Source organism: Streptomyces diacarni, from assembly GCF_003323715.1.
GTDB classification, from domain to species: Bacteria; Actinomycetota; Actinomycetes; order Streptomycetales; family Streptomycetaceae; genus Streptomyces; species Streptomyces diacarni.
In genome coordinates this window covers 1-24,785 of the sequence record NZ_QOIN01000025.1, presented here as the reverse complement: position 1 = coordinate 24,785, position 24,785 = coordinate 1, and the positions used below count along the sequence as shown (strand labels likewise).

Below are 24,785 nucleotides of genomic sequence, written 5' to 3'. Positions count from 1 at the left end.
GACTGCTCGTCCGAGCTGTGGACGTTGTCACACCTCGACGTCCGGCATGACAGGTTACGTTCTATTGACTATATACAAACGCCCCGGTTGTTGGCCGGGGTACGACGACGCCCGGACGAAGAGAGCGCCATGCCCACGGACCCGGCCCACGACGCTGCCCGGTACACGGCAGTGACCCCCTTCGCCGACCCCTTCGCCTGGACGGCCGACGTCCTGCGATCGCGCCGCACGGCCGGACTGCTGCGCACTTTGACGCCGCGGGCCGCAGACTCCGCGCTGCTCGACCTGGCGGGCAACGACTACCTCGGGCTCTCCCGCCACCCCGAGGTGACCTCGGCGGCCGCCCGGGCCGCCCGCCGTTGGGGTGCGGGCGCCGGCGGATCCCGGCTGGTCACGGGAACCACCGAGCTGCACGCCGAACTGGAAGCGGAACTGGCAGGTTTCTGCGGTTTCGAGGCGGCGCTGGTCCTCTCCTCCGGGTACGCGGCGAACCTCGCCGCCGTCACCGCCTGCACCGCCGACCCCGCGGGCCCGGGGCTCCTCGTCTCCGACGCCCGCAACCACGCCTCGCTCATCGACGGCTGCCGCCTCTCCCGCGCCCGTACGGCCGTCGCCGCGCACGCCGACCCGGAGGCCGTCGCCAGGGAACTCGCGGCCCGCGCCCCGGGGGAGAGCGCGCTCGTCGTCACCGACTCGGTCTTCTCCGTCGACGGCAACGCGGCACCACTGGGCGCGCTGGCCGCCGTCTGTGCCGACGCCGGCGCAGACTGCTCGTCGACGACGCGCACGGTCTCGGCGTCGTGGGCGAGGGCGGGCGAGGAGCACTGTGCGCGGCCGGGCTCGCGGGCGCTCAGGGCACGGTCGCCACCGTCACCCTCTCCAAGGCGCTGGGCAGCCAGGGCGGCGCGGTCCTCGGCCCCGCGCACGTCATCGCCCACCTGGTCAACACCGCCCGCACGGTCATCTTCGACACCGGCCTCGCCCCAGCGGCGGCCGGAGCCGCCCTCGGCGCGCTGCGGCTGCTGCGCCGCGAACCCGAGCGGGCGGCCCGCACCCGCGCGGCGGCTGCCGCCGTGCACAGCCGGCTCACCGCCGCGGGTCTCGACGCCACCCGCCCCGACGCCGCGGTCGTCGCCGTCCGCGCGCCGTCCGCGCGGGCCGCTCTCGCGTGGGCCGCCGCGCTGCGGGCCGTGGGCGTCCAGGTCGGTTGTTTCCGCCCGCCGTCCGTCCCCGACGGCGTCTCCCGGCTGCGGCTGACCGCACGCGGTGACCTGGACGGGGCCGCTCTCACGCGGGCCGTGGACGCCGTGATCGCGACCGCCCCGAGCGGCGGCTGACGGAGCCGGACCGGCGGGTACGCCGCGTTACGTCCCAAGGCGGACAGAGGTGAGCCCTCGCCGACAAGTTCACCGCTTCGAGCGACAGTTGACGGTGCAACCAGCAGGTTCGGCCGCACAGTCCCCGGCGGAGTGGCACTCTGTCGCGCAGCGGTCGACCGGGCCGCTCCGTCTCCCGCTCTCCTCACACCGGCGCCCGCCGCCGCACGACGCGGCAGCCCACGGCCCCCGGGAAAGGGACGCCCTCGCCATGGCAGACAACCAGGAAGCGACGCTCACGCTGCCGAGCGCCCCCGCCTCCGTCACCGCGGCACGCAGACACGTCACGGACGTCCTGCTCTCCTGGGGCCTGGGCGAGTCCACCGACGTCATGGAGTCGCTGCGCCTGATCGTCTCCGAACTCGCCACCAACGCCGTCCAGCACACCTGCGGGCAGTCGCCGGTCTTCACCGTGGACCTGCGGCTGGAGGGCGCCGAGTGGCTGCGCCTCGGCGTGAGCGACTCCCACCCGAGAAGGCCGCGCCGCCTCCCCGCCGCCGTGCAGCAGGACAACGGGCGCGGCCTGGCCATCATCCGTGCCCTGACAGCGGAGTCGGGCGGCCGGATGACCGTCGCCCCCGCGGGACGGGGCGGCAAGACCGTCTGGGTCGACCTCCCCTGGATGCCCATGGCGACGGCCTGAGGGCCGGCGGGCACCAGTCGGCTTCCCCGGGGCGCCGCGGGAGTCACCGTCGGCGCAGTTCACCGAACCAGCGCACGATCGCCGACGTGGCCGCCACGTTGGACCCCAGGTGACGGGATCCCTGGTGGTCGACAGCGCCGAGGTCAACCACCGGGGCCTCCACGCCGCTGGCGCGCAGAGCCTCCTGGCAGCGCTCCGTGTTGGCGGTGACGGCCTGCTCGTCCCCCGTCGCCATGTAGAGCCGGACCGGTGCGCGGGGGGCCCAGTCGGTGCATAGGGCGTCGGTCGTGCGCAGCGCCGCCGCCATCGGCCCCGTCGGGGGGGCCTGCGGGGGAACGGTGAGGCGGAGTTGGACACGAGTTCCTCCAGACGTCGCTGATCAAAGGCGAGTTCAGCCTCACGCCTTCCGCACGACGACGCACTGGTGCGGGCCCCCCGGCCCGCCAGGTGCCTACCCCTCCGCCCCTGGTGCACCTACCCCCCTCCGGGCTCCTGCTCCGGTGAAGACGTCACCGGTTGAGGAGGTGACGACTTGACATGCGTCGCAGGTACGGGCGCAGCCCGTGGTGGCGGCCGTCGCGACCGCGCCCGGCAACTGCGCCGCTCACCGCTCCGGGCCGTCCCGGCGAGAGCGGCGCGGTTGCCGACGTCATGGTCCGCGCTCTAGCCACGCCGTGGCGGCCCGACCAGTCCCGCACGCCGCTCCCCGTCGAGCACGCGCAGTGCCCGCTCCAGCGTCTCCGCGTGCAGCTCGCTCTCGCCTCGTTCGTGCATCAGCGTCAGCGCGTCCCGCAGCCGGACCGCCTTGCTGACCAGCCCTTGTGCGGCACGCAGGCTCCGGTAGGTGTCGCTGCCGCGCGCCGGATTGATCCTGCCCATCAGGTCGAGGGCTTCCAGGTAGGTGTCCACCACGTCGCATTCGGCGCGCGTCAGCGCGGGCAGCGGCGGCAGGTCGGAAGGACACGGGTGGCTCCCCATGGCCGGCTCACCTCCGCACGGGGTGCGCGGGGGAGGTCTTGCGGCTGGCCGTGAGCCGGTCGATGATCCCGTACTCGACGGCCTCCTCGGCGGTGAAGATCTTGTCGCGTTCGAGGTCCGTGCTGATCCGGTTGCGGGGCCGGCCTGTGTGGCGTTCGTACAGCTCCTCCAGCTTCTCCCGGGTCCTGAGCATCTCCCGGGCCTGGATCTCCAGGTCGGCGATCTGGCCCTGCGCGGGTTCGGCGAGGGCCGGCTGGTGGATGAGGACGCGGGCGCCCGGCAGCGCGAGCCGCTTGCCCGGGGTGCCGGCGGCCAGCAGGACGGAGGCCGCCGACGCGGCCTGCCCCAGGCAGACGGTCTCGATGTCGCAGGTGACGAACCGCATCGTGTCGTAGATCGCGGCCATCGCCGTGAACGAGCCGCCCGGCGAATTGATGTAGAGCGAGATGTCCTGGTCGGGCGCGGTGTGTTCGAGGTGCACGAACTGGGCCATCACGTCGTTGGCCGAGGTGTCGTCGATCTGGGTTCCGAGGAAGACGATCCGCTCCTCCATCAGCTTCGCGTACGGATCCATCCTCCGCGTTCCGCTGCTGGTGCGCTCTGTGTACTCGGGCAGGACGTACCGGGCCGTCGGCTGGTTCCGCATGGCGTCGCACTCCACTGTCGTCGCGTGAGAAACGTACGGACTGTACAGAACGTACGTCGAGCATCTCACCACGAACAGCGGCCAACGTCCCCTGCTCCGGGCCCGATTCCGCTGCGGGCGAAGCAGCGCCCGGCCCGCCGACCAGGCGTGAGGAGGCCCGTGAACATGCGCTGAGCTGGGGTTTCATCGCCCCCTAGAATGGGGGGATGGCTTACGAGATTCCGGTGACGCAGGCCCGGGCCGAGCTGGCGGATCTGATCAACCGGGTCGTCTACGGGAACGAGCGCGTGGTCGTCACCCGGCACGGAAAACCGCTCGTGGGGCTGGTTCCGGCCGCGGACCTGGAGCGGCTGGAGGCGACGGACGGGCAGGCCGGCGAACAGGAGGCGGAAGAGATCATCAGCACCGTCTCGGGGTTCCGCGAGGCCGGCGGGGGTGCCGCGGCCGCCGAGCCCCAAAGGTTCGGTATCGCCGCCGAACACCGCGGCCCGGCCGCCGGAGACCGGCGACCGGGCCAGGGGAGCTGAACGCCACGCGCATTCGCGGCGCTCAGGGGCTGCTTTCCCGCACCGCGTGCGCGGCGCTCAGGAACTGAGTTCCCACACCGCGTGCGCGATGGCGTCGCTGTGCAGGTCGAGCGCCTCCTCGTTGATGTTCGAGAGGTCGTCGCACACCGAGTGGTAGCACGCGTCGTACGGCTCGCCCGCCGTGCCGCCCCACTTGTCGGCCTGAGCTTGCGTCATGGTCTCGCCGGCGCCGGTGAAGCTGCCGCCCACGGTGACCCCCGCGTCCTTGAACGAGGCGTGGTCACTGCGCCCGTTGACCTCCTCGGACGCCTCCGTCTCGATGCCCTTGGACTGGAACCACTCGGTGAAGACGGCCTCGACGGAGGGGTCGTCCTCGTAGACGAAGTGGCCCGCGTTGGGGGAGCCGATCATGTCGAAGTTGAGGTAGGTGTCGATGGCGCCGATCTCGTCCTGGCTGAGGCGCTCGACGTACTGGCGCGAGCCGACCAGGCCTTCCTCCTCGGCGTCCCACCAGGCGAACCGCAGGTGCTTGGAGGGCTTCAGGTCGGCCTTGGCGACGGCCAGGGCCGTCTCCAGGATCCCGGCGGAGCCCGAGCCGTTGTCGTTGATGCCGGGGCCGGAGGAGACCGAGTCGAGGTGGGCTCCGGTCATGACGGTGGAATCCGTGGCTCCGCCGGGCCAGTCGGCGACGAGGTTGTATCCGGTGCTGCCGTTGTTGTCGAACTCCTGGATGGTGGTCTTGTAGCCGGCGGCGTCCAGTTTCTCCTTGATGTAGTCGAGGGAGGCCTTGTAGCCGGGCCGGCCGTGCGCACGGTTGCCGCCGTTGGCCTCCGCGACCGACTGAAGGTCCTCGAGGTCCTGTTGGACGGCGGCGACGGAGATGTCCGGCGCCTCGGCGGTGTGCGGCCCCTTCTCGCCGCCACCGGGGCTGGCCTGTGCCCCGGCGGCGCCGAGGAGGGTGAGGGCGAGCGCCGCGCTGGAGGCGGCGGCGAGTGCGGTGCGGCGGGGCTGTCTGCGCGGGGTGCCGGTGGAGCTACCGCGTATCTGTCCGCGTGTCACTGCTGGGCTCCGATGCTGTCGTGGGGGGATGTGGGGGGGGGTGCGCCGATGACGGCGGCCGTCGCCCGGAGCGGCGAGGCGATTGACGCGGACATGAGACTGCTGGCGCGGCGCTGTTCCCGTCAAGAGCGCATAGCGGACGGGGTGTCGCGGCCGGCGGAGAGGGGCTGCGCGGCGCGCTGCCGGCCGCCGCGCAGCCCGCCGAGCGCGAGCGCGGTCAGACCGAGCACCGCCCAGACGGTCAGCACCAGCACGGGGGTGTCCACGGCACGCCCGTCGAAGAATCCGACCCCGCGCAGCAGCGTGCCCCCGGCCCCCGGCGGCAGCCACTGGCCCAGCGTGCCGACAGGGTCGGGCAGGAGCTCGGGCGCGGACGGCACCCCGGACCACGGATTGCCCAGCAGTACCGTCAGCGTCGCGCCCACGCCGATGCCTTTGGGCCCCAGCAGGACGCCGAGCCCGGCGACGGCGGAGCTGACCGCCAGCACCGTGAGACCGAACGCGCCGACCTCCGCCCACCAGTTGCCGGCCAGCACGCCCAGCCAGCTGTCGGTGAGGGCGGTCGCGGCGAGCCCGACCAGCGCGGCCGCCGCGAGCAGCGCGAGCATGCCTCGCGTCCCGCGCAGCCGCATCAGGGTCACCAGCGCCCCGGTCGCCACCCCCGCCAGGGCCAGCGGCAGCACGCTCGCGCTGAGCGCGGAGCCGCGCGGGTCGCCCGGCGGCGGGGGGACGACGTCCTCGGTGCGCAGCCGGGTGCCGTCGGGCGCGGCCTCGGCTGCCGCCCGGGTCAGCAGTTGGGCGACGGCGGGACCGGCCGCGCTCGCGGTCAGCAGCTTCGGCCCCCCGGGGGTGGCGACGAGGGCGCCGTAGACGTCCCTGTCGCGTATGGCCTCGCGGGCAGCGGCCTCGTCCGCGTAGCGGTGCAGCGCGAAGGCGTCCGGGTGCTGCTCCAGCCGGGCCTCCACGCGTGCGGTGGCCGCGGCGGGTCCGGCGACGCCGAGTGGCAGGTCGCGGGGTGCGGTGCGGGCCGCGGGCCAGGCGAAGGCCCACAGCGCGAAGGAGACGAGCAGGGGGACGGCGACCAGGACCACGAGGGGGCCAGGCAGCTTGCGGGCGCGTCCTGGCCTGGGCGCGGAGGTGGGTGCTTCCGGTGTGGTCATGGGGCGACCTTTCGTCGGCCGGGGCGGCGCGTCGGGGTGCAGGCGTCACCGAGAGAGAATGAGCGTTCGTTTTTAATGGCGGGGACACCGTGTCGCCGTCCGGGGTGATTGTCAAGAAAGAACGTTCGTTTTAGGCTGGCGTCATGGCTCGCGTCTCCCCTGAACACCTCGAAGCCCGCCGTCGCCAGATCCTCGACGGCGCCCGCCGCTGCTTCCTGCGGGACGGCTTCCACGCCGCCTCCATGCAGGACGTGCTGCGGGAGAGCGGGCTGTCCGCCGGCGCGGTCTACCGGTACTTCCGCGGCAAGGACGAGATCGTCGTGGGCGTGGCGCAAGAAGCGCTGGCCACGATCCGCGCCTCGTTCGAGCGGGTGGCGGCCGCCGAGGTGCCGCCGACGCCGGACGAGCTCTTCCGTGAGGTCTTCGGCAGGCTCGAGGAGGACATGGGCGCGGGAAAGGATCAGCGGGAGCTGCCCCGCCTGCTCGTCCAGGTGTGGGGCGAGGGGCTGCGCAACCCCGAACTGGCCGACGCGTTGAACGAGGCGTACGCCCGGCTCTCGGTGCAGTGGGCGCGCCTCGTCGAGGAGTACCAGGCGTGGGGCTGGGTCGATCCCCAGGCCAACACCGTGCACGTGGCCCGCACCCTGATCGGCGCGGTGCAGGGGTATTTCGTCCAGCAGGCGCTGTGGGGCGGGATCGCGCCCGAGGAGTTCGCGAGGGGGCTGCGCGCCCTGGTGTCCATGTCGGCGCCGCAGCATCCGGGTGGCGCCCCGGCGGCCTGAGCGTCAGGAGCGCGCGGTGCTCGCCGGGTGCCCTCTGTGCCCTGTGAGTCCAGGGCGCCCGACGAGCCCTGTGTGCCGTGCGGGCGGCCGCCGATAGCTGCGGAGAGAGGTGTTTACGGCACCGAAACAGTGGCGTCGTAACCTCAGGGGCAGTTGCGGCCGTGGTGTCGCGTGTGTGATACATCTACCGGCGTGTGTCGTCGCCGCAGTGACCTGGGCGTTCCCGGGCGCGGTGACGACGGTGAGGTGGAGAGTATGCAATTGACCCCGCACGAGCAGGAGCGGCTGCTCATACATGTCGCCGCCGACGTGGCACAGCGGCGCAAGGACCGCGGAGTGCGCCTGAACCACCCCGAGGCGACCGCGCTGATCACCGTGCACGTGCTGGAGGGCGCCAGGGACGGGCGCACCGTCGCGCAGTTGATGGAGTCGGGACGCACGGTCCTCACGCGCGACGACGTCATGGAGGGGATCCCCGAAATGCTCCACGACGTGCAGGTCGAGGCGACGTTCCCCGACGGCACCAAGCTCGTGACCGTCCACGAGCCGATCGCCTGACCGCGCCGACGAGGAGCCGCACACCATGATTCCCGGAGAGATCCTCTACGCCGCAGAGCCGGTGCCGGTCAACGAGGGCGCCGACGTGACCCGGCTGACCGTGCTCAACTCCGCCGACCGGCCCGTCCAGGTCGGCTCCCACTACCACTTCGCCGAGGCCAACCCCGGACTCGACTTCGACCGCGAGGCCGCGCGGGGCACGCGCCTGGACATCGCGGCCGGAACCGCCGTCCGCTTCGAGCCCGGCATCCCCGTCGACGTCGCCCTCGTACCCATCGGCGGCCGGCGCGTCGTCGCCGGATTGCGTTCCGCCACTGGAGGCCCCCTCGATGCTTGAGCTGTCCCGCGCCGCCTACGCCGACCTCTTCGGCCCCACCACCGGCGACCGCGTACGGCTGGCCGACACCGCGCTCGTCGTCGAGATCGAGGACGATCTGTCCGGCGGCCCCGGGCGCTCGGGCGACGAAGCCGTCTTCGGCGGCGGCAAGGTCATTCGCGAGTCCATGGGGCAGTCGCTGGTCACCCGCGCCGAGGGAACCCCGGACACCGTGGTCACCGGAGCGCTCGTCCTCGACCACTGGGGCGTCGTCAAGGCGGACGTCGGCATCCGTGACGGGCGGATCGTCGCGCTCGGCAAGGCAGGCAACCCGGACACCATGGACGGTGTCCACCCGGACCTGGTCATCGGCCCGGAAACCGAGATCATCGCGGGCAACGGCAAGATCCTCACGGCCGGGGCGATCGACGCGCACGTGCACTTCATCTGCCCGCAGCTCATCGACGAGGCGCTGGCCTCCGGCATCACCACGCTGGTGGGCGGCGGCACCGGGCCCGCCGAGGGCTCCAAGGCCACCACGGTCACCCCCGGTGCCTGGCACACGGCCCGCACACTGGAGGGCATGGACGGGCTGCCGGTCAACGTCGGCCTGCTCGGCAAGGGCAACACCGTCTCCCGTCCGGCCATGATGAGCCAACTGCGCGGCGGCGCCGTCGGGTTCAAGATCCATGAGGACTGGGGCGCCACCCCGGCCGCCATCGACGCCTGCCTGTCCGTCTGCGACGAGACCGGTGCCCAGGTCGCCATCCACACCGACACCCTCAACGAGGCCGGGTTCGTCGGCGACACCCTCGCCGCGATCGCCGGGCGCGGCATCCACGCGTACCACACCGAGGGGGCGGGCGGCGGGCACGCGCCCGACATCATCACCGTCGTCGGCGAGGCCAACGTCCTGCCCTCGTCCACCAACCCGACGCGGCCGCACACCGTCAACACCATCGAGGAACACCTCGACATGCTGATGGTCTGCCACCACCTGAACCCGGCCGTGCCCGAGGACCTCGCCTTCGCCGAGTCCCGCATCAGGCCCAGCACCATCGCCGCCGAGGACACCCTGCACGACCTCGGCGCCATCTCGATCATCTCGTCCGACTCCCAGGCCATGGGCCGCATCGGCGAGGTCGTGCTGCGCACGTGGCAGACCGCGCACGTGATGAAGGAGCGGTACGGGGCCCTGGCCGGCGACGGGCGAGCCGACAACCTCCGGGCACGTCGCTATGTCGCCAAATACACCATCAACCCGGCGGTCGCGCAGGGCATGGACGACGAGATCGGCTCCGTGGAAGCCGGCAAGCTCGCCGACCTGGTGCTGTGGGACCCCGCCTTCTTCGGCGTCAAGCCACAGCTCGTCATCAAGGGCGGACAGGTCGCCTACGCGCAGATCGGCGACGCCAACGCGTCCATCCCCACCCCGCAGCCGGTGCTGCCGCGGCGGATGTTCGGCGCCACCGGGCGGGCCCCGGGCGCCAACTCCGTCAACTTCGTGACCCGGACCGCGTTCGACGACAACCTGCCCGAACGGCTGGCCCTGACCAAGCGGTTCGTCGCCATCCGCGACACCCGCCCTGTCACCAAGGCCGACATGCGCCAGAACGACGCCCGCCCCGACGTACGCGTCGACCCCGACACCTTCACCGTCACCATCGACGGCGACCCTGTCGACCCGTCCCCGGCGAAGACCCTGCCGATGGCGCAGCGGTACTTCCTGTTCTGAGCGACACCCTCTCCCCGCGGCCGAGCGCCGGGAGACGACTGGAGGTTCACACCATGCGCGCTGGCGCCGCCACCTTGCTGGTGCTCGCCGACGGCAGGTTCCCCGCCGGAGGGCACGCCCACTCCTCAGGTGCCGAGGCCGCCGTGAAGGCGGGCCGGATCCGGGACGCGGCGAGCCTGCACCGCTTCTGCGCGGGCCGGCTCCACACAGCCGGCCTGACGGCGGCGGCCCTCGCGGCGGCCGCCGCCGCGGGGACCGACCCGCTCGCCCTGGACGAGGCGGCCGACGCGCGGACGTCCTCGCCCGCGCTGCGGCGCACGGCACGCAGGCTGGGCCGGCAGATGATGCGCGCGGCCCGGGCCACCTGGCCGGGACCCGGCCTCGACGCGCTGGCCGCCGCCCGGCCCAAGGGCGCGCACCAGCCGGTGGTGCTGGGCCTGGCGGCGCGCTCCGCGGGCCTCACCCCGCTGGACGCCGCGCACGCCGCCGCGTACGAGAACGTGAGCGGCCCCGCCACGGCGGTCGTCCGCCTGCTCGGCCTCGACCCGTTCGACGCCACCGCCGTCCTGGCGCGTCTCGCCCCCGACATGGAGGAGGTGGCGAGACGGGCCGAGGAGGCGGCCCGCGGCCCCGTCGAGGACCTGCCCGCCGCCTCGGCACCGCTGTTGGAGATCACCGCTGAGCAGCACGCGGCCTGGCCCGTACGCCTCTTCGCCTCCTGAGCACGGCCCGCCCGCTTCGCCTCCTGGGGACGGTCGGCCCGCCCGCTCGCCGCCGCACGGCGCAGCGCCCCGTCTCCCGGGGCCGGCCGTCACCCCCTCACCCCTCACCCCCCGCCATCCCCGACCCCTACCCCCGCCCGCACTTCCCGGAGGACCCCGTGCATCTCGACCACTCCACCACCTACCCCGAGCGGCACAGCGCCTCGGCCGTCCGGGCCGACGGCAGCCGCAGGGCGCTGCGCGTCGGACTGGGCGGCCCCGTCGGCTCCGGCAAGACCGCGACCGTGGCGGCGCTGTGCCGCGCGCTGCGCGACCGGCTCTCGCTCGCCGTCGTCACCAACGACATCTACACCCGCGAGGACGCCGCCTTCCTGCTCCGCGAGGCCGTGCTGCCGCCCGAGCGGATCACCGCGGTGGAGACGGGGGCCTGCCCGCACACCGCGATCCGGGACGACATCTCCGCCAACCTCGAAGCGGTCGAGGACCTGGAGGACGAGGTCGGCCCGCTCGACCTGGTCCTGGTCGAGTCCGGCGGCGACAACCTGACGGCGACGTTCTCCAAGGGCCTGGTGGACGAGCAGATCTTCGTCATCGACGTGGCGGGCGGCGACGACATCCCCCGCAAGGGCGGCCCCGGCGTCTCCACGGCCGACCTGCTCATCGTCAACAAGACCGACCTGGCCCCCTTCGTGGGCTCCGACCTGGAGGGCATGGCGCGGGACGCCAGGCAGCAGCGCGGCGAACTCCCCGTCTCCTTCCAGTCGTTGCGGGGCGAGCCCGGTGTGGAACCGGTGGCCGACTGGGTGCGCGCCCGCCTCGCGGACTGGACGGGCGCGGCGGACGCGCCTCGGCCGGAGCCTGAGCGGGCGGCGGCCCACGCCGGTCACCAGGCATGACGACGGCGACAGCGCTGCCCGTAACCGGCGTGCGGGCCCACGCCCGGATCACCGCGGCGCCCGACGGGCGCGGCGGCACGGCGCTGCCGCTGCGCAGCGGCGAGGGGCCGTTCGCCGTGCGCCGTACCCGCTCGGCCGACCCCTCGCGGGCGCGGGTCACCCTGGTGGGGGCGATGAGCGCGCCCCTGGGCGGTGACCGGCTGGCCATCGAGACCCGCGTCCGCGCCGGCGCGGCGCTGCGGGTGGACGGCAGCGCCGCCACCCTGGCCCTGCCGGGCCGCACCGCGGACCCCGCCCACTGGGACGTATGGCTTCAGGTCGGTGAGGGCGGCCTGCTGCACTGGCTGCCCGAGCCGCTGATCTCGGTGTGCGGCAGCGAACTGCGCCAGCGCATCCGTGCCGAGCTGGCTCCCGGCGCCCGCCTCGTGCTGCGGGACGAGCAGGTGCTCGGCCGCGCGGGGGAGGGCCCTGGGCGGCTCACCAGCCGCCTGACGGTGCGGTACGCCGGGCGTCCGCTGCTCGACCAGCAGCTCGACTTCGGCCCCGGCGCGCCCGGTTGGGACGACGGCGCGGTACTGGGAGGGCACCGGGCGGTGGGCCAACTCCTCGTCGTGGACCCCGGTCTGGGCGACGAGCCGGAGCAGTCGCGGCTGCTGGGGGAGACGGCCGCCGTCACCCCGCTGGCGGGTCCCGGGGTGCTGGTGACGGCTGTGGCGCAGGACGCGCTGCGGCTGCGGCGGGTGCTCGACGAGGCGCTGACCTTCACTTCTTGGTGAGGCGCGGCACAAAGATACGTCTTGGTAAAGAACCAACCTCTGCCCTGTCCCTTACCGCCCGTGAGGGAGAAGGATCCCCCTGACACCACCACCGTGGTCACCGACCACCGCCGTCACACATGCGGCAGCACCCGAAGGGGGACAAGTACACGTGACCAGACGGAAGGCGGCCATAGCCGCCGCCGGCACCCTCGCCGCCGGAGCCCTCACGGCCGGCCTCATATCCGTACCGAACGCGTTCGCCGACGGTACCGGCACCCACGCGCAGCACACCGGGCGGCACGGCTCCGCCGAGGCCCGCGGCGTCCACAAGGCGGCCGCCCGCGCCGCCCGCACCGGTGTCGACTGGAAGGACTGCCCCGCGGACTGGGGCCTGAAGGACGGCGTCGAGTGCGGCTGGGTGACCGTGCCGCTCGACTACGCCAAGCCCGACGGCAAGAAGATCAAACTCGCCGTCGACCGGGCCCGCAGCACCGGCGGCAAGGGCAAGCGGCAGGGCTCCCTCGTCTACAACCCGGGCGGTCCCGGCGGCTCCGGGATGGCCTTCCCCAACCGCATCCCCGACAAGAACCCGCTGTGGGCCAAGGCCGCCACCGCCTACGACTTCGTCGGCTTCGACCCGCGCGGCGTCGGCCACTCCGCGCCCATCTCCTGCGCCGACCCCCAGGAGTGGGTCAAGGCACCCAAGGACGACCCGGTGCCCGACAGCGAGGCTGACAAGCGCGCCCAGCGCAAGCTCGCCAAGGAGTACGCGGACGGCTGCAAGGAGCGCGGCGGCGACCTCCTGCCGCAGATGACCACGCCCAACACGGCCCGCGACCTCGACGTCATCCGTGCCGCGCTCGGCGACAAGAAGCTCAACTACCTCGGCGTCTCCTACGGCACGTACCTGGGCGCGGTCTACGCGGAGCTGTTCCCGGGACACATCCGCCGGATGATCACCGACAGCATCGTCAACCCCTCGCCGAAGAAGATCTGGTACGACGTCAACCTCGACCAGGACATCGCCTTCCAGACCCGCTGGGAAGACTGGAAGAAGTGGGTGGCCAAGCACGACGACGTCTACGGCATCGGCTCGACGCCCGAGAAGATCGAGGCCAAGTGGCGCGAGCTGCGCTCCACCGCGAAGAAGGACCCCATCGGCGGCGTCGTCGGCCCCTCCGAGCTGCTGGGCTTCTTCCAGAGCGCCCCGTACTACGACTCCGCCTGGGCCGAGGTCGCCTCGGTGTGGGCCGCCTACCTGGGCGGTGACGAGAAGCCGCTGATCGAGGCCGCGGCCCCCGACATGTCGGACGTGGAGGGCAACAAGGCCGGCGAGAACAGCAACGCCGTCTACACCGCCGTCGAGTGCAACGACGCGCAGTGGCCGCGCGACTGGAAGACCTGGGACCGCGACAGCACCCGGCTGCACGAGAAGTACCCGTTCCTGACCTGGTCCAACGCCTGGATGAACTACCCGTGCGGCGTGTGGCCCCTCAAGCAGCACAAGCCGCTGAACATCCACGCCAAGACCTCGCACCCGGTGCTGATGATCCAGGCCACCCGCGACGCGGCCACTCCTTACCCCGGTGGCGTCGAGCTGCACAAGCGGCTCAAGGGCTCCCGTCTGATCACCGAGAAGGGCGCGGGCTCGCACGGCATCACCAACCTGAAGAACGACTGCATCAACAAGCGTGTCGACGCCTACCTGCTCAAGGGCACCGTCGACGCCAAGGACGTGACCTGCTCGCCGCACGCCGAGCCGCAGCCGGTCAAGTCCGCGGCCAAGGCGTCGGCGAAGGCCAAGGCCGCGGCCGTGCCCGCCCGCACTCCGTGACACCGTCCGCGAGGGACGCGCACTGAGGGCAGGCAGCCGCGAGGGGCGGACCGGATGCGTTCCGGTCCGCCCCTCAGCCGTCTCTCACCGCCCGTGTGACGCCAGCCAGCGGTCCTCGGCCGCGTAGTCGAACAGGCGCTCCAGCGGCTCGTACGCCGCGGCCAGCCTCGGCAGCGCCTCGGCTACGTCCCGGCCCCGTATGTGGTCTGCCAGCCACTCCACCGTCTCGGGCAGCGCCTGCTCGTACGTGGTCACCGGCCGGTAGCCCAACTCCCGCTCGGCGGCCGACATGTCCAGCACCAGCGGATGCGGCAGCGACCACGGGGTGAGGCCCACCGACGGCGCGTCGGCGGGCGGCGCGCCGTCCATCAGCACCGTCTCGCACTCCCAGCCGAGTGCCTCGTCGTGCAGTTCCGCGATCTGGGCGACCGTCGGCGCCTGCGGATCGGCGGCGTTCAGCACCCGCGACCCGGGACGGCGCCCGGCGAGACGCACCAGCTCCGCGATGTTGTCGACATGGACGGGGTGGAAACGGCTCTCCCCGTTGTACGCCAGCACCCGCACCCGGCGCCCGTCCAGCCACCGCTTGACGAAGTACGCCTCGCGCGGGGTGCGGCAGTACGGGCCGTACACGGCGCTCGCCCGCAGCATCGTGACGGGCAACCGGTCGCCCAGCGCCGTCAGCGCGTTCTCGACGACCACCTTGCGCGCGCCGTACACCTTCTCGTCCGGCCGCATGGCGCGGTCCGTCTCCGCGAGGGGCACCCGGTAGCGCGGCCAGCCGTCCGGCTCGTCCTGGGTGACGAAACTGCGGCCCTCCTCGTCCTCGTAGACGGCGGCGGTGGACAGGACGACCGCCGAGCCGATCCGGCCGGCGAGGCCCGCGATCTGCCGGGCGTGCACAGCCGTCATGGCCGTCACGTCGAGCAGCAGGCCGAAGCCGTCGCCCACGGCCGCCTCCAGCGCACCGGGCTCATCCCGGTCCACCGCGACGGCGCGCACCTGCGACGGCCATCGCGCGTCCCGCCCGCCGCCACGGGACGCGGCCGTCACCTCCCACCCGTCCCCGGCCAGCGCACGCACCGCCGCGCGCCCGATCTGACCCGTCGCGCCCAGTACCAGGGCTCGTGATCCGTTTGCCATGAAGGCACGCTAGGCCTGCGGCGGCCCGGCGGTCAGCAGGGTTTCGCCCTCGACGATTACGCCGACGGCGCATCCTCCGCGGCGCCGCGGCCCCTCAACGTCCCGCGCCGTGCCGCCCGTCGGCGCCTGCCCCGCCCGCCGGTCCCCGCGAGCGTCCCTTCGGACGCCTGCCCCGGGCGCGCTCCTCGTCCTGCGCCGCCTTCGCGTCGGGGGCGTACATGTCCACGTACTCCTGTCCCGACAGCCGCAGGATCTCGTGGATGATCTCGTCGGTGGCCGCCCGCAGCACCGTCCGCTCGTTCTCCATACCCGCGAAGCGGGAGAAGTCCAGCGGCTCACCGAACCTGATGGTGACCCGTCCCATGCGCGGCAGCCTCCTCCCCGGAGGCTGGAGTTCGAACGTGCCGACCATCGCGCACGGCACCACCTTCACCCCCGCGCCGAGCGCCATCGCCGCCACGCCGACCCGGCCCTTGTAGAGGCGGCCGTCGTGCGAACGGGTGCCCTCCGGGTAGATGCCGAGCAACTCTCCCCTGCGCAGCACCCGCAGCCCCTCGTCGATGGCGGCCTGGCCCGCCCCCTTGCCCGAACGGTCGACGGGAATCTGCCCCGCGCTGTGGAAGAAGGCTGCCGTCAGCCGTCCTTTGAGACCAGGACCCGTGAAGTACTCGGCCTTGGCGAGGAAGGTGATGCGGCGCTTGAGGATGGCGGGCATCACGAAGTGGTCGGAGAAGGACAGATGGTTCCCCGCCACGATCGCCGCGCCCTCCGACGGCACGTTCTCCAGACCCTCGATCCGGGGCCGGAAGGCCAGCCGCAACAGCGGCCCCAGCAACACGTACTTGAGCACGTAGTAGAACACCGGTCGCCTCCGGGCCCTACGCGAGCGGCTCGGCTGCCGGGTCGCCCCAGGCAGGCGAGTCCACCCGGCGGCTTGGGGCCTCTCGTTTGGATCTTGCTGGGCTCGCGGGCCCCGGCACGCGCTCTCGCGGCGTTGTCGTCGGTCGCCGCTGCTCCGCAGGGACTTCCTCCTCCGCCTTGCGAGAGCACGCACCGGACCCCGCTCCCTGATCCAGCCAGATCCAAACGACAGACCCTAGGGCCGTGCGTATGCCTGACCGTCCGCGAGCGGGTCCGATCGGGTCCATGCTGACTCCCTGCAGACAGGCCCGGCACGGCCGGCGTGCCTGGCATGGTTGACGTGCCCGACGCGCCGACGACCTGCCAGGCCGTGTGATCGTCGTGTGATCCAGGTAACGATCGTAGCCCCTCCACGGAGTGGAAGGTTTCTTCGCGCACGAGAGCCGTGAACCCCCCGGGCGACGAGGCCCCGGGGGCGGACGGAGAACTCAGGCCGCGCGTTTGCCGCGGCGGTGACGGTGGTGACGGCCGTGTCCTGAGCGCTCCGGTTCCGAAGGCCGCTCCTCCGTGATCTCCTCGTCGTCCTCGGCGGTGGGCTCCCGGCCCCGGTCTCCCGCGCCGCGCTCGACGGCGTCCGCCGCCGTGGGAAGCCCGGTCACCTGCAACTCCGGGAGCGCCATGGCCGCATCACGCGGCGCCGCGGCGGGGTCGGACGGCAGGGACCCGGCGAGGAGGCCCGTGATATCCGGCGCGGCCGCCTCAGTGCGCGACCTTCGCCCCTGCGGAGCGGAACGGAAAGTGCGGGCGACCTCCTGCTGCGGGCCGCGCCCGACCGCACGTCCCCGTGCGTCCTCCTCCGCCGCGCCTGCCCCCGCTTCCGCTGCGGCCGGCTGCTTCCGCGACGCTGAGGGGGCGGCGCCCTGCGCGGACGAATCCGGGCCCTCCGTGTCGGGTTGCTGCGCGCGCTCCAGGAAGCGCAGGAGTTCGACCGGGAAGGGGAGGACGAGAGTGGAGTTCTTCTCGGCGGCGACAGCCGTGATGGTCTGCAGCAGCCTCAGCTGCAGCGCCGCCGGCTGCACCGACATCTGCTCGGCCGCCTCCGCGAGCCGCTTCGAGGCCTGGAGCTCCGCGTCCGCGTTGATGACCCGGGCCCGGCGTTCACGGTGCGCCTCCGCCTGCCGGGCCATGGACCGTTTCATGGTGTCCGGCAGCGACACGTCCTTGATCTCCACACGGTCGATCTGCACTCCCCAGTCGACGGCCGGGCTGTCGATCATCAGCTCCAGGCCCTGGTTGAGCTTCTCCCGGTCCGAGAGGAGATCGTCCAGGTCGCTCTTTCCGATGATCGACCGCAGCGAGGTCTGGGCCATCTGCGAGACGGCGAACTGGTAGTCCTCGACCCGGATCACCGCGTCCGCCGGTTTCACCACCTTGAAGTAGACGACCGCGTCGACGCGGACCGTCACGTTGTCCCGCGTGATGCCCTCCTGGGCGGGGACGGGCATGGTGATGATCTGCATGTTCACCTTGCGCAGCCGGTCGACGAAGGGAACGACGAGCGTCACCCCCGGTCGTCGCACCTCTCCGAGCAGCCGTCCGAGGCGCAGTACGACCCCGCGTTCGTACTGCTTGATCACGCGCACCGACGACAGGACACCCAGGAGCGCGAGCGCGGCGACGATCACGATGACAGTTATCAGAATTTCCGGCATGTCGGCACCTACCGTCCAAAGCTGCTGTTAACAGCGTAGATCGGGCCGACGCGTTCGGGCGAGTGGACGGCGAAGGGACCCGTCCCGTGCGCCCCGGCCCGCCCCGCCCCGCCCCGCCCCGCGCCACCGTCACGCACCGCCGAGAAGGAGGCGACCCACCGTCACCGGCAACGCGCCCGAGTTGCCCCCGCCCCGCGCGGGCCCGAACCTGGGAGAGCCGCGGGGGCGGCGCGCTCGTGACGCCGAGCCGGGAGGCGCAACGATGACCCAGACACCTCGCACAGGGCAGGCGTGGCCCCGCCTGCAGGTGGCGGACTGGTCCGAGACCAGGGACACCCTGCACATGTGGACGCAGATCGTCGGCAAGGTACGGCTCGCACACGCGCCGCTGGTCAACCACTGGTGGCAGGTCACCTTCTACGTCAGCGCGCGAGGACTGACCACGTCGAGCATCCCGTACGGCACCGGAGCCTTCGAGATCGAGTTCGACTTCGTCGACCACGGGCTGCACATCCGCACCAGCGACGGCGGCACCCGGCACGTTCCCCTGGCGCCCAAGCCGGTCGCCCGGTTCCACCACGAGACGATGCGGGCCCTGGACGAACTGGGCATCGAAGCCCCGATCCAGGACCACCCGAACGAGGTCGAACCGGCGATCCCCTTCACCGAGGACCTCCGGCACGCCTCCTACGACGCACAAGCGGCGCACCTGTTCTGGCGCCAACTGCTGCAGGCAGACCGCGTCATGGGTGCCTTCAGAGCCCGCTACGCGGGCAAGGTCAGCCCGGTGCACTTCTTCTGGGGCGCCATGGACCTGGCCTGCACCCGCTTCTCCGGACGTTCCGCCCCCACCCACCCGGGCGGTGCTCCCAACTGCGGGGACTGGGTCATGGTCGAGGGCTACTCACGGGAACTGAGCAGCTGCGGATTCTGGCCCGGCGGGGGAGAGGAGGGCGCCTTCTACGCGTACGCCTACCCCGAACCCGACGGCTTCCGCTCCCACCCCGTCGCACCCGCCGACGCCCACTACAGCCCGCAGAACGGGCAGTACCTGCTGCCCTACGAGGCGGTGCGCACCGCCGAGAACCCTGATGCGGCACTGATGTCCTTCCTGCAGAGCACCTACGAGGCAGCCGCCGACAACGGGGGCTGGGACAGACCGGCTCTCGAAACCGACCCGGACCGCTGGGACGAGCGCCGCTGAGCGTGCGGGTACCCGGCCGCTGTACGCGGGTACCCGACCGCTGTTCCCCGGCCCCCTCAGCCATCAGACTCCAGGAGGTACTGCCGTGACATGCTTCGACCGACGCGATCTCGGACTGCTGACCTTGCGCCTCGGCGCGGGCGGCGTGCTGTTCGCCCACGGCGCCCAGAAACTCTTCGGCTGGTTCTCCGGCCACGGCCTGGAGGGCACCGCCCAGTTCATGGAGTCACTCGGCTACAAGCCGGGCAAAGCCAGCGCGGTGGCCTCCGGCCTCGCGGAGGCCGGAGGCGGCGCGCTGCTCGCCCTCGGGCTCGCCACCCCCGCGGGGGGCGCGGCGGTGGTCGGCGGCATGGCAGGAGCGGCCGCGGTCCACGCCCCCAACGGCTTCTTCAACACCTCGGGCGGCTACGAACTGCCCGCCCTGTACGGCCTGGTCGGCGCGAGCATCGCGGTGGCGGGTCCTGGCAGGATCTCCCTGGACCACGCGTGCGGCCATCACCTGAACCGCGTCTGGATGGTGCCCGCGGCCCTCGCCGCCGCGGCGGCGGGGGCGACGGCCGCGGTGAAGTCCCGTAACAGCCAACTGCGCGCGTCCGAGAACGCCGAAGAGGCTCCGAGCGCTCCGGACGCCCAGGAGCCGATGCAGGAGACGTCCCGGGACGAGTGAGGGAGCCGGCCGGCGCCCCGGTCCTCGTCGCCTGCCTGCCGGTCACAACGTGGCGACCCCGCAAGGGATCAGGGGCGTACTGCCGCTGCCAGGAGGCAGCCGAACTCTTCCACTCCCAGCATATCGGCCGGTCGGAACAGGTCCGGCAGATTGGTCTGGCCCAGGGCCTCGGGGCGGTCCTCTTCGGCTGTGGGGCGGGCCAGTTCCCGGAAGGTGCGCTGCTGGGTGTGCTCGGTGATGTCCAGCAGGCCGCGCAGGCGCAGACCCGAGCGGTGCAGCAGGGCCACGTAGTCGTCGGCGTCGGCGAGCGTCACCATGAAGTTGCGGCAGAACTTCTGGATCGACGGGTGCGGCACTTCCTTGCGGGGCGCCCGCTCGAAGATGTCGGTCAGCACCAGCCGCCCACCCGGCTTCAGTACCCGTGCCGCCTCGGTGAGCACCTGCTGCCGGTCCGGCATGTGGATGATCGACTCCAGGGCCATCACGGCGTCGAACGAGCCGTCCTCGAAGGGGAGGTGCATGGCGTCGCCGTGTTCGAACACGGCCCGGTCGGCGAGCCCGGCCTCCTCGGCCAGCCGGTTGGCCGTCTTCACCTGCTCCTGGCTGATGCTGACGCCGGTGACCCGGGCCCCCGTCTGCCGCGTCACCCGCAGTGCCGGGCCGCCGACCCCGCAGCCCAGGTCGAGGACGTGGTGGGAGCCGTCCACCAGCAGCCGTTCGATGAGCACATCGGTCAGCGTGTCGACGGCCTCTTCGAGAGTGGCCTCGGAGTCCGGGGTCTCCCAGAAACCGATGTGGATGTTGGGGTTGAAGGTGCCGTCGTTCAGCGCGGTGCGCGTGAGCCGGTCGTACAGCGCCCCGACGGCCTCCGGCTCGGGGAGGGTCTGTGCGGAGTCGGTCATGTGGATCTTCCTCTCGATGGGTGCGGACGGTGAAACGGGGTCAGCCGACCGCGGTGGCCGGGCCGGTCGCGAACTGGCGTAGCGGATTCAGAGCGTCCTCGCCGATGCGGGCGCGCAGGTCGGGCGCGGTGACGCCGAGGCCGGGCGCGGGGGCGAGGCAGAGCACGCCGACCTTGCCGATGTGCCGGTTGAGCTGCACCAGCCGCGTCGCCTCGCCGACCTCGGCCAGGGGGAACAGGGAGGACAGGGCCGGCACGATGCCGCCGAGGGTGAACAGCCGGGCACACTCCACCTGCTCCTGGAGGTTGGCGACATGGCTGCCGACGACGCGCTTGAGCCGCATCCACAGGTAGCGGTTGTCGAAGGTGTGGTGGTAGCCGGTGCTGGAGCCGCAGGTGACGACGGTGCCGCCGCGCTTGACCACGAACACCGAGATGCCGAACGTCGACTGGCCCACGTGCTCGAACACGATGTCGGGATCCGCCCCCACCGCGTCCCGGACCAGCCGCCCGAGCCGCTTGCCCGCCTTCAGCGTCAGCTCCGGGTCACCACCTGCGTCCTCGATACCGATCTCCCGCCGGTTGACGACGGCGTCGCAGCCCAGCTTCCGGGCCGCCTCGGCCTTCTCCTCCGAGCTGACCACGCCGACGGCGATTCCGCCGCCGTTCCTGACCAGTTGGGCGGCGTAGGCGCCGAGGCCGCCGGAGGCGCCCCAGATCAGCACGACGTCGCCCTGCTTCATCCGGGCGCCGCGGTCGCTGACGAGCATGCGGTACGCGGTCCCCGCACAGGCAGGGACCGTCGCGGCCTCTTCCCACGTCAGGTGCGGCGGCTTCGGGATGAGCTGGCTGGCCCGCGCCACCGCGTAGTGGGCGAGCCCGCCGTAGTTCGTCTCGTACCCCCAGGCCAGCTGGTGCTCGCCCAGCATGCCGTCCGCCTGGTTGGCCGGTTCCTGGTCGTCGACACGGGCCGCGTTGATCAGTACGTGGTCGCCGATCCGCCAGTGCCGCACGCCTGTGCCGACCCGGACGACGACGCCGGAGCCGTCGGAGCCGAGGACGTGGAAGGGCTGGTCGTGCCGGGCGGCCCAGCCGCCGTGGCGGGCGTAGGAGCGCAGGAAGCGGAAGGTGGAGAGCGGTTCGAACTTCGCGGACCAGACGGTGTTGTAGTTGACGGAGCTGGCCATCACGGCGACCAGTACCTCGTCCGGGGCGAGTTCGGGCGTCGGGACCTGGCCGACGTGCAGGCTGCGGCGTACGTCCTTGTCTGCGGATTCGGTGCCCGCGAAGATGTTCTCGTCCTCGACGCGCAGATGCGCCGCGGTGAAGGAGTCGGGCAGCGGGGCGCGGGCCAGTTCGTCCGGGGCGGCCCCGGACAGCACGGCATCGGTCAAGGACATGCTGCTCACCTCTGTTCGGCGGGGGCGGGGGAAGATGCCGGGAGCCACCAGTGGTGTGCTCCCGCGAACGCGTAGGTCGGCAGGGGGACGCGCCGCACGTCCGGCCCGCCGAAGGCCGCCTCCCGGTCCAGCCGGACACCGGAGACGAAGGCGTCGCCCAGCCGGCAGGCGAAGGAGGGGGGCCCGGCGGACGGGGAGGACCGGGCGGACTGTGCCTCGGGCACGGCCGGCAGCGCGATCGTCGCGCGGCCCGATCCCGCCAGGGAGGGCGCGGCCGGCGGTTCGGCGCCGTCCGCGAGCCCGGCGAGCGCCGCCTCCAGGGTGCGCTCGCCTCGCAGCAGGGCGGCGGCCCAGCACCCGGCTGGGCCCTCGCCGAGCACCGTCGTGGGCCGGACTCCGCACGCCTGCCACAGCCAGGCGTGCGCCACGATCACGACGAACCCGGCCAGCTCCGCGTCCTCGGCCGCGACCGGTGCTCCCGCCGGGCCGAGCAGCTCCGCCAGGGACCGCCCGCCCGCGTACGGGATCAGCACCTCGTCGAGGTCCGCGACGGCGTCCCTGAACGCGGTCCATTCCCAGGGGAGGCTGTCATGCCAGGGCAGTGCGGCGGCGGAGGGCACCGCGCAGACCAGCGCGGTGCGGCCGGTGCCCGCGTGCCCTGACCTCACCCACGGCGACGCCTCCCCGCCGGCCAGCGCCCGCAGCCCCGCCAGGTACTGCCCCCGGTCGGCGCCGCACACGGCCGCCCGGTGCGCGAACGCCGTCCGCGTCACGGCCAGGGAGTACGCGATGTCCGCGGTGGGCCACTGGGCCGAGTGCGCCTCGAGGTGGGCGAGGAGCTTCCGGGCCTGACCGCGCAGGGCGGCGGGATCCTTCGCGGACAGCAGCCACGGCAGCGGCCGCACATTCCGGGCGGGCGCCGGCCGTTCCCAGGGAGGATGCGCGGGCCGCTCCAGGACGACGTGCCCATTGGTGCCGCCCGCGCCGAGCGCCGTCACGGCAGCCCGCTCGGGGCGGCCCGTACTCGGCCACGGCCGCCCGGCCGGCACGGGTTTCAGGACACCGCCGGCCCGCTCCACGGTCTCCAGCGGCGGCAGGCAGTTCAGGGTCGCGGGCACCCTGCCGTGCCCGAGCGCGAGCACCGCCTTCATCACGCCCGCCATGCCGGCCGCCGACTGCGTATGCCCCAGGTTGGACTTGACCGAGCCGAACAGCAGTGGTGCCTCGGGCCGCCGCTCCCGCCCGTAGACGGCGAGGAGCGCCTCCGCCTCCATCGCATCCCCCAGAGGGGTGCCCGTGCCGTGCGCCTCGACGTAGTCGACGTCGGCGCCCGAGAGCCCGGCGTCCGCCAACGCCCGTGCCATCACCCGGCGCTGCCCCGGGCCGTTGGGCACGGCGAGACCGTTGCTGCTGCCGTTCTGGTCCACCGCCGAACCGCGCACCAGTGCGAGCACGGGGTGCCCGTGCCGTTCGGCGTCCGACAGCCGCTCCAGCAGCAGTACCCCTGCCCCCTCTGCCCAGTTGCCGCCGTCGGCCCGCGCAGAGAACGGCTTCGTACGACCGTCCCGCGCGAGGGCGCTGAACCGGCTGTGCTCCAGGAACACATCGGGCACGGCCATCACGGTGGCGCCCGCCGCGAACGCCAGCGTGCACTCGCCGGACAGCAGCGCCCGGCGGGCCAGGTGCAGCGCGGACAGGGAGGAGGAACAGGCGGTGTCGACGGTGAACGCCTGGCCGTGCAGCCCCAGGACGTAGGCGATGCGCCCGGACGCGGCGCTGGGCAGGGTGCCGACGGCCAGATGGTCCGTGCCCTCCTCGGGCCGCTCCCGCCCGCCGGCGGTCCCCGCGTACCCCTGCGGCGTGAGCCCGACGAAGACGCCCGTCGGCGACCCGGCCAGCGTCGACGGATCGATCCCGGCGCTCTCCACGGCCTCCCACGCCGTCTCCAGGAGCAACCGCTGCTGCGGGTCGGTACCGGCGGCCTCCTCGGGCGTGTATCCGAAGAACTCCGCGTCGAACGACGCGGCGCCCGCGAGGAAGCCGCCCTCCTGCACACTGCACCGGCCCGTGACACCGGGCTCCGGGTCGTACAGACCGGCCGCGTCCCAGCCCCGGTCTGCGGGGAACGGGGACAGGCAGTCCCGCTCCTCCGCCAGCGCCCGCCACAGCTCGTCCGGGGTGTCGATGCCACCGGGCCAGCGGCAGCCCATGCCGATCACCGCCACCGGATCGTTCCTCGACGAACGCTCCGCCTCGGCGAGCCGTGCGCCGAGTTCGCCGACCTTCCGGCGCTCCTCCTCCAGCGCGGCGGTGGCCTTGCGCAGGTACTCCCGCAGCTTTGACTCGCCGCTCACCGGGCTGCCTCCGCGTCGTCGGAGTTGCCGGCGTCGATCAGCGCGAACAGTTCGTCGTCCGTCGCATCGGCCAGCTCCGAGCCGGCCTCGCTCTCGCCCTCGCCGAACAGCTCGGCCAGGTGCTCCGCCAGCAGCGTGGGCGTCGGGTGGTCGAAGGCCACGCTGACCGGCAGCTCAAGACCCGTCTCCGCGACCAGCCGACGGCGCAGGTCGACCGCCGTCAGCGACTCGAACCCCAGCTCCTGGAAGGTGCGGTCGGACACGATCGGCTCCGGCGAGTCGTGCCCGAGCGCTACGGCGGCGTGCGTGCGCACGAGGGCCAGCAACGCGTCGAAGAGCTCGTCTCCGAAGAGCCCGGAGAAACGGTCCCGGGGCACGGGCGCGGCGTCGCCCTCTTCCGCTGCGGCCCCGACCGTGGGGGCAGGGCTGCGGGCGCCTGCCGGGTTCGATTTCAGCCAGTAGTGGTGGTGTTGGAAGGGGTGGGGGGGGGGGGGGGGGTGGGGGGGGGGGTGGGGGGTGGTCCAGGTGGGTGTGGTGCCGGTGGTGTGGGCGT

24 protein-coding genes and 1 pseudogene are annotated in these 24,785 nt (G+C 72.8%); 13 read left to right on the top strand and 12 right to left on the bottom strand.

All coding sequences use genetic code 11. From position 1 onward, the window contains the following. The first annotated feature begins 129 nt into the window (after nt 1–129). A pseudogene (locus DTL70_RS01910) lies at nt 130–1,337 on the top strand (aminotransferase class I/II-fold pyridoxal phosphate-dependent enzyme). Nucleotides 1,338–1,587: 250 nt separating this feature from the next. Next, a complete protein-coding gene (locus DTL70_RS01905) occupies nt 1,588–2,019 on the top strand; it encodes an ATP-binding protein (protein WP_114020062.1) in 432 nt (143 codons plus the stop codon). A gap of 43 nt (nt 2,020–2,062) precedes the next feature. On the opposite strand, the gene DTL70_RS01900 is transcribed toward DTL70_RS01905, so the two are convergent. From DTL70_RS01900 to DTL70_RS01890, 3 genes are all read right to left on the bottom strand, one after another. Then, complete coding sequence (locus DTL70_RS01900; RefSeq protein WP_114020061.1) at nt 2,063–2,326, bottom strand: hypothetical protein; 264 nt, start codon at nt 2,324–2,326, stop codon at nt 2,063–2,065. A gap of 356 nt (nt 2,327–2,682) precedes the next feature. Continuing rightward, nucleotides 2,683–2,997 carry a hypothetical protein gene (locus DTL70_RS01895; RefSeq protein WP_114020060.1) on the bottom strand — a complete coding sequence of 105 codons (315 nt, stop codon included), beginning with the start codon at nt 2,995–2,997 and terminating at the stop codon, nt 2,683–2,685. Between the two features lie 7 nt (nt 2,998–3,004). Further along, complete coding sequence (locus tag DTL70_RS01890) at nt 3,005–3,643, bottom strand: ATP-dependent Clp protease proteolytic subunit (protein WP_114020059.1); 639 nt, start codon at nt 3,641–3,643, stop codon at nt 3,005–3,007. 206 nt (nt 3,644–3,849) lie between these two features. Between DTL70_RS01890 and DTL70_RS01885 the strand changes: the two genes are divergently transcribed. Further along, nucleotides 3,850–4,170, top strand: coding sequence for a type II toxin-antitoxin system Phd/YefM family antitoxin (locus DTL70_RS01885; RefSeq protein WP_114020058.1), 321 nt, complete (start codon nt 3,850–3,852; stop codon nt 4,168–4,170). 57 nt (nt 4,171–4,227) lie between these two features. Here DTL70_RS01885 and DTL70_RS01880 read toward each other — a convergent pair whose 3' ends face one another. Together DTL70_RS01880 and DTL70_RS01875 are read right to left on the bottom strand one after the other, a co-directional pair. Next, nucleotides 4,228–5,229 carry a M28 family metallopeptidase gene (locus DTL70_RS01880; protein ID WP_245978915.1) on the bottom strand — a complete coding sequence of 334 codons (1,002 nt, stop codon included), beginning with the start codon at nt 5,227–5,229 and terminating at the stop codon, nt 4,228–4,230. Nucleotides 5,230–5,351: 122 nt separating this feature from the next. Beyond that, a complete protein-coding gene (locus DTL70_RS01875) occupies nt 5,352–6,389 on the bottom strand; it encodes an ABC transporter permease (RefSeq protein WP_245978914.1) in 1,038 nt (345 codons plus the stop codon). 143 nt (nt 6,390–6,532) lie between these two features. On the opposite strand from DTL70_RS01875, the gene DTL70_RS01870 reads away from it, so the two are divergent. The 8 genes from DTL70_RS01870 to DTL70_RS01835 all read left to right on the top strand — a co-directional run bounded on the left by DTL70_RS01870 (nt 6,533) and on the right by DTL70_RS01835 (nt 13,990). Then, on the top strand, nt 6,533–7,171 hold the full coding sequence (locus tag DTL70_RS01870) for a TetR/AcrR family transcriptional regulator (protein ID WP_114020057.1): 639 nt from the start codon (nt 6,533–6,535) through the stop codon (nt 7,169–7,171). Between the two features lie 255 nt (nt 7,172–7,426). Then, entirely contained in the window at nt 7,427–7,729 is a 303-nt protein-coding gene (locus DTL70_RS01865) for an urease subunit gamma (RefSeq protein WP_114020056.1), read from the top strand. Between the two features lie 25 nt (nt 7,730–7,754). After that, nucleotides 7,755–8,066 (top strand): urease subunit beta, encoded by a 312-nt coding sequence (locus DTL70_RS01860; protein ID WP_114020055.1) that lies wholly within the window; start codon nt 7,755–7,757, stop codon nt 8,064–8,066. Then, complete coding sequence (locus DTL70_RS01855) at nt 8,059–9,780, top strand: urease subunit alpha (RefSeq protein ID WP_114020054.1); 1,722 nt, start codon at nt 8,059–8,061, stop codon at nt 9,778–9,780. The genes DTL70_RS01860 and DTL70_RS01855 overlap by 8 nt, the downstream gene beginning before the upstream one ends. A gap of 53 nt (nt 9,781–9,833) precedes the next feature. Continuing rightward, the gene (locus DTL70_RS01850) at nt 9,834–10,502 is read left to right on the top strand and encodes an urease accessory protein UreF (RefSeq protein WP_114020053.1); all 669 of its coding nucleotides are present in this window, start codon (nt 9,834–9,836) and stop codon (nt 10,500–10,502) included. Between the two features lie 158 nt (nt 10,503–10,660). Beyond that, nucleotides 10,661–11,398 carry an urease accessory protein UreG gene (gene ureG, locus DTL70_RS01845; protein ID WP_114020052.1) on the top strand — a complete coding sequence of 246 codons (738 nt, stop codon included), beginning with the start codon at nt 10,661–10,663 and terminating at the stop codon, nt 11,396–11,398. Then, entirely contained in the window at nt 11,395–12,174 is a 780-nt protein-coding gene (locus tag DTL70_RS01840; RefSeq protein ID WP_114020051.1) for an urease accessory protein UreD, read from the top strand. The genes ureG and DTL70_RS01840 overlap by 4 nt, the downstream gene beginning before the upstream one ends. 151 nt (nt 12,175–12,325) lie before the next feature. Further along, complete coding sequence (locus DTL70_RS01835) at nt 12,326–13,990, top strand: alpha/beta hydrolase (protein ID WP_114020050.1); 1,665 nt, start codon at nt 12,326–12,328, stop codon at nt 13,988–13,990. An 84-nt stretch (nt 13,991–14,074) separates the two neighbouring features. Here DTL70_RS01835 and DTL70_RS01830 read toward each other — a convergent pair whose 3' ends face one another. The 3 genes from DTL70_RS01830 to DTL70_RS01820 form a co-directional block, all read right to left on the bottom strand. Further along, nucleotides 14,075–15,133, bottom strand: a complete 1,059-nt coding sequence (locus DTL70_RS01830) for an NAD-dependent epimerase/dehydratase family protein (RefSeq protein WP_114020049.1) — start codon at nt 15,131–15,133, stop codon at nt 14,075–14,077. A 94-nt stretch (nt 15,134–15,227) separates the two neighbouring features. Next, entirely contained in the window at nt 15,228–15,995 is a 768-nt protein-coding gene (locus DTL70_RS01825) for a lysophospholipid acyltransferase family protein (RefSeq protein WP_114020048.1), read from the bottom strand. Nucleotides 15,996–16,482: 487 nt separating this feature from the next. After that, nucleotides 16,483–17,706, bottom strand: coding sequence for a slipin family protein (locus DTL70_RS01820; protein WP_114020047.1), 1,224 nt, complete (start codon nt 17,704–17,706; stop codon nt 16,483–16,485). Nucleotides 17,707–17,968: 262 nt separating this feature from the next. On the opposite strand from DTL70_RS01820, the gene DTL70_RS01815 reads away from it, so the two are divergent. Both DTL70_RS01815 and DTL70_RS01810 read left to right on the top strand, forming a co-directional pair. Next, nucleotides 17,969–18,910, top strand: a complete 942-nt coding sequence (locus tag DTL70_RS01815) for a DUF5996 family protein (protein ID WP_114020046.1) — start codon at nt 17,969–17,971, stop codon at nt 18,908–18,910. An 85-nt stretch (nt 18,911–18,995) separates the two neighbouring features. Continuing rightward, nucleotides 18,996–19,577: a DoxX family protein gene (locus DTL70_RS01810; RefSeq protein WP_114020045.1), complete on the top strand. Its 582-nt coding sequence runs from the start codon at nt 18,996–18,998 to the stop codon at nt 19,575–19,577. Between the two features lie 68 nt (nt 19,578–19,645). Here DTL70_RS01810 and DTL70_RS01805 read toward each other — a convergent pair whose 3' ends face one another. Genes DTL70_RS01805 through DTL70_RS01790 form a run of 4 tightly spaced genes read right to left on the bottom strand, consistent with a single transcriptional unit; the run spans nt 19,646 to nt 24,609 of the window. Further along, nucleotides 19,646–20,479, bottom strand: a complete 834-nt coding sequence (locus tag DTL70_RS01805; protein WP_114020044.1) for an SAM-dependent methyltransferase — start codon at nt 20,477–20,479, stop codon at nt 19,646–19,648. Between the two features lie 40 nt (nt 20,480–20,519). Further along, complete coding sequence (gene ccrA / locus DTL70_RS01800) at nt 20,520–21,878, bottom strand: crotonyl-CoA carboxylase/reductase (RefSeq protein ID WP_114020043.1); 1,359 nt, start codon at nt 21,876–21,878, stop codon at nt 20,520–20,522. A gap of 5 nt (nt 21,879–21,883) precedes the next feature. Continuing rightward, a complete protein-coding gene (locus DTL70_RS01795) occupies nt 21,884–24,232 on the bottom strand; it encodes a type I polyketide synthase (protein WP_114020042.1) in 2,349 nt (782 codons plus the stop codon). Beyond that, nucleotides 24,229–24,609 (bottom strand): acyl carrier protein, encoded by a 381-nt coding sequence (locus DTL70_RS01790; protein ID WP_220183585.1) that lies wholly within the window; start codon nt 24,607–24,609, stop codon nt 24,229–24,231. Before DTL70_RS01790 ends, DTL70_RS01795 begins: the two co-directional genes overlap by 4 nt. Between the last annotated feature and the right edge of the window lie 176 nt (nt 24,610–24,785).